Source organism: Rectinema subterraneum (assembly GCA_009768935.1).
In the GTDB taxonomy this organism is placed as follows: domain Bacteria; phylum Spirochaetota; class Spirochaetia; order Treponematales; family Rectinemataceae; genus Rectinema; species Rectinema subterraneum.
The window spans coordinates 1-3,518 of sequence record WESA01000099.1 but is presented as its reverse complement, the minus strand read 5'-3'; the positions used below and the strand labels follow the sequence as shown (position 1 = coordinate 3,518).

Here is a 3,518-nt window from a genome sequence, read left to right as displayed (position 1 = left end):
CGCCGTTCCGGCAACACCACCGAGGCTCAAAAGCATAGAATGTCCCTGCTCTATCGTGCGTGTACCTTTGAGCCTCGAAGCATCGAACGCTCATTCCGGGAGCTCCTCGATCGCCTTGCCCAGGAACGCATGCCCCAGCTTTGGCAGCCTCTCATCCTCATCACCGACGAAAAAAAGGAATATCGCAGAGCGCTGTATAGGCATCCGCTCTTTCGCTTCCAGAATGCAGACCATCGACTGGTGCATCTGACCGTGCACTCCACCGAACCGCGCACCTGGTACAATCCCCTCTTCGGCGCCAACTACATGGATCGCGAGCTCAGAAAGGATCAGGCAGCCCATAGGCGTGAAACAGTCTGCTTTTCCCGCAATGTCGCCAATATGCTCAATCGGTTCTGCGTCTACATGGCCTGGCACAACTACGCAAAGCCCTTCCGGATCAAAGCGAACCGAAAGGCGCGTATGACCCATGCAGAAGCGGCGGGCATACCTCGCGAGCTCGTGGCCACGGGGCGCGCATGGATGTTCCGTGAACGGGCATTCTTAAGTAGGCTCTCGCTCGATCTACTGGATCAGAAGCTCTGGAAGCGCGCATTCTCGACCCCTCTCAAGACGTCTGCGGAGTATCTGCCTCGCTATGCGCTTGCGTGAGTTTTCTCCTACCTACCTTCTGCAAGGTTCGTGACACTATGCTTGCAATGAGCGCATGCAGACTGCATCAGGAACCGAGCCTTTTGCACGCAACGCGCAGGCTGCCGCCGCAGAACCCAGCTTTATGCACGCTTCCAACGGCCAGCCCAGAGTTCTTCCGTAGAGAAACGCACCCGCAAAAGCATCCCCCGCGCCAAGATCATCGACTACAGGGCCACGGGGCGCCTCCTCATGAACCGAGCCACCTTGAAAGTAGCAATCGACGCCCTCTTTATCAGCCTTGACAATCCAGGCAATATCGCGACGCATGCGCGCGATATCTGCGCCCAGCGCCTCGAATTCAGCCTTGGTACAGAACACATAATCGACAAAGCGCTCGATAAGATTGAGAATGGGCGCGCGGTAGCGGCGGGCCATCTCTGCCGACACAAGGTCGATGGAAACAGCGAGGCCCTTCGCCTTCGCGCTTTGGAAGACCTCTTCGAGCAAGCCCTCGCGATCAGCAAGAAGGCCTTCTGCATGCACGACTCCGGAGCCTTCGGGTATGAACGATGCGAGGGGCATTTCGCGAATTTTGCGCGCGCCTGCGGGAGAGGCGAGGATGATGGGCGGGGCTTCTGGCTTGGAATCCTCGCTGCGGTCCCCATGCCGAACCGTGCAGAAAACCCCGGTGTGCTCCCCTTCCCGGCGTTCGACCAGGCTTCGGACGCCCCTGGCTTCGATATCATTCACAATTATGTCGCCGAGGGCATCAGCCCCGATGCACCCGGCAAACGACGCCTTAGCGCCAAGCATCGAAGCTGCCCGAACCGCATTGAGCGCAGAGCCGCCTGCGGAATAGACGAGATCTGCATGCCCCTCCCCAGCGAGCTTTTCGATAAAGGCGAGCGCCTTCAGCGCCGCTTCGATATCGATATGGTGCGGCCTGCAACTCGCAGAAAAACCAAAGACCTTTTCAAAGGCCGCCCAGCCCTCATCATCGAGACGCGCGCTCACATCGCACATAGCATGCCCGATCCCAAACAGAAAACCCCTTGATTCTGCCTTCACTTGACCCATTTCCTTAAATTGTGATAATCTCAGCCCGATTTGCACGGGCGCTTGGCTCAGCTGGTCAGAGCGGCTGGTTTACACCCAGTAGGTCGGCGGTTCAAATCCGTCAGCGCCCATAAAGAATTACGTGATGTTGTTGCTTGCAAAATGCTCCTGTTACCATGGTACTGTTACCAGATTCAGGAGGTAAACTATTATGAAGCGCAAGCAAGAAAAAATCGATTTCCGCGTGTTCTCCCGAACCGTATGGGGCACCAAGAAAAAATACTACATTCGTTTCCTATTTTGTGGCAAGGCGTTCCTGACTCGGGCGACTGATGCGCCAACCGCAGCGAAAGCCGGAGCGATTGCTGCAAAGATTATGGCAACCGAGGACCTGGAAGCAGTCGCAAAAGCCAAAGAACAAAAAAAGGTTATCAAGCTCGACGAAATCGACCGACTCGCTGAATTACCGGTAATCGAATTCCTTCGCCTGTTCTGGAACCCTTCCCGCTCGCCGTACCTGCAGGACATGGCTGCAGCAGGCCGGCCCCTCTCTGGTTCGTACATCAGGGATAATGCGCGGAACGCAAACACGTACTGGGCCATTGCACCGCTCGATAGCCTTCCGATGCAAGATTTAAAGCTCAAACATATTGACAGCAGGATCCGCTCCATGCGGCAGAAAGGCAAGAGCCGATACACTATTTCAGCCGCTATCGACTGCATCAGAACGCCCTGCTCCTGGCTTTCCAGCCGCGGAGTCATGGAAAAGATTGATTTCTCGGCGATCGTGCTTCCGAAGGCCGCGGTAAAGGAGCGTGGCATTCTCACCAATGAGGAACTCGATCGAATAGTCCATCTTGAAGTCGTAGGCCCATGGCAGGACTCAAACCTAAAAACCCATATCTCAGTACGGCCCCGAAACCGCATGCCAGGCGGAGAAAAGAACGAAGGAATGGCCCCGGTTGGCTGGAGAGAAAAGCTTATTATCCTTTTGTTGGCGTACACAGGAGCTCGTGTTGGGGAAGCACGCGCACTTATGTGGAAGAATGTTGATCTTGAAAAAGGCTTGATTCGCATCGAGATAAATTACACGGACACCGACGGTCTGAAAGAGCCGAAAGCAAAAAGCCGCCGGACAGTTCCCATTGCCGCAACACTTGAGCCCTTCCTGCTGGAAGCGCGCCGAGTCGCACAGGAAATCGGCACGGCAAACCCTGACGGTTTCGTCCTTCTGAACGCAGCGGATCCAATACGTCCCATCGCCATGACTACCGTCAAGCGCGCGTGGGAGCGCGTCCTGAGGGCTATTGGCATATCGTATGAGGAGCAGAAAGCACGGAATCTGGTCATCCACGGATTGCGGCACCTATATGCGACCCGCCTTGTCGATGCGGGGCTGACGCCGATTGAAGCTGCGAAATTGACAGGACATCGTGTGATTGCGACTTTGGGTCGGTATTCTGACCATACCCAACCAGAAACGCTAAAAAAATCCAGGGAAATTCTGGATGGCATAAAAAATTAACAAACTTGAGAATAGGCAGATTGTTCAGCTGCCCTCTATAGTAATCAAGAAAGTGCTTGAACTCGGGGCATCCAATCCCCATGGGAGCGAGGGCTTTCTGATCTACGGCGCTAACCCCGGTGCGCGCCTTGACCGGGCAGCTATTGAAAGGGCATTCGACAAAGCTCTGATCAAGCCCAGCCTCGAAGGGCGCTACGACACTTCCAGCAAGGAAGAGAAAGAATCTGTGTTTAATATAAGCTGAAAATCCCTGAAAATATCAGATAGATTTCCCTGGTTTTATCACTGGGAATTCCCGGGAAAA

4 protein-coding genes and 1 tRNA gene are annotated in these 3,518 nt (G+C 54.8%); 4 read left to right on the top strand and 1 reads right to left on the bottom strand.

Annotated elements, in window-relative coordinates; translation table 11 throughout:
- A partial coding sequence (locus tag GAP13_RS12875; protein ID WP_503473389.1) for a hypothetical protein occupies positions 1 to 651 on the top strand: 651 nt, incomplete at its 5' end.
- Positions 652 to 687: 36 nt separating this feature from the next.
- Here the strand turns inward: GAP13_RS12875 and GAP13_RS12870 are convergent.
- The gene (locus GAP13_RS12870; protein WP_158908693.1) at positions 688 to 1,710 is read right to left on the bottom strand and encodes a PfkB family carbohydrate kinase; all 1,023 of its coding nucleotides are present in this window, start codon (positions 1,708 to 1,710) and stop codon (positions 688 to 690) included.
- Between the two features lie 36 nt (positions 1,711 to 1,746).
- Here GAP13_RS12870 and GAP13_RS12865 point away from each other — a divergent pair.
- The 3 genes from GAP13_RS12865 to GAP13_RS12855 all read left to right on the top strand — a co-directional run bounded on the left by GAP13_RS12865 (position 1,747) and on the right by GAP13_RS12855 (position 3,458).
- Positions 1,747 to 1,820: transfer RNA gene (locus GAP13_RS12865), tRNA-Val, on the top strand.
- 80 nt (positions 1,821 to 1,900) lie between these two features.
- Positions 1,901 to 3,214: a tyrosine-type recombinase/integrase gene (locus GAP13_RS12860; RefSeq protein WP_158908692.1), complete on the top strand. Its 1,314-nt coding sequence runs from the start codon at positions 1,901 to 1,903 to the stop codon at positions 3,212 to 3,214.
- A gap of 52 nt (positions 3,215 to 3,266) precedes the next feature.
- Complete coding sequence (locus GAP13_RS12855; RefSeq protein WP_158908691.1) at positions 3,267 to 3,458, top strand: hypothetical protein; 192 nt, start codon at positions 3,267 to 3,269, stop codon at positions 3,456 to 3,458.
- Positions 3,459 to 3,518: the final 60 nt, after the last annotated feature.

Bases quoted from the DNA above. Each gene is read 5' to 3' on its own strand.
- GAP13_RS12870 (WP_158908693.1), bottom strand. From the start codon at position 1,710: ATGGGTCAAGTGAAGGCAGAATCAAGGGGTTTTCTGTTTGGGATCGGG.
- GAP13_RS12860 (WP_158908692.1), top strand. From the start codon at position 1,901: ATGAAGCGCAAGCAAGAAAAAATCGATTTCCGCGTGTTCTCCCGAACC.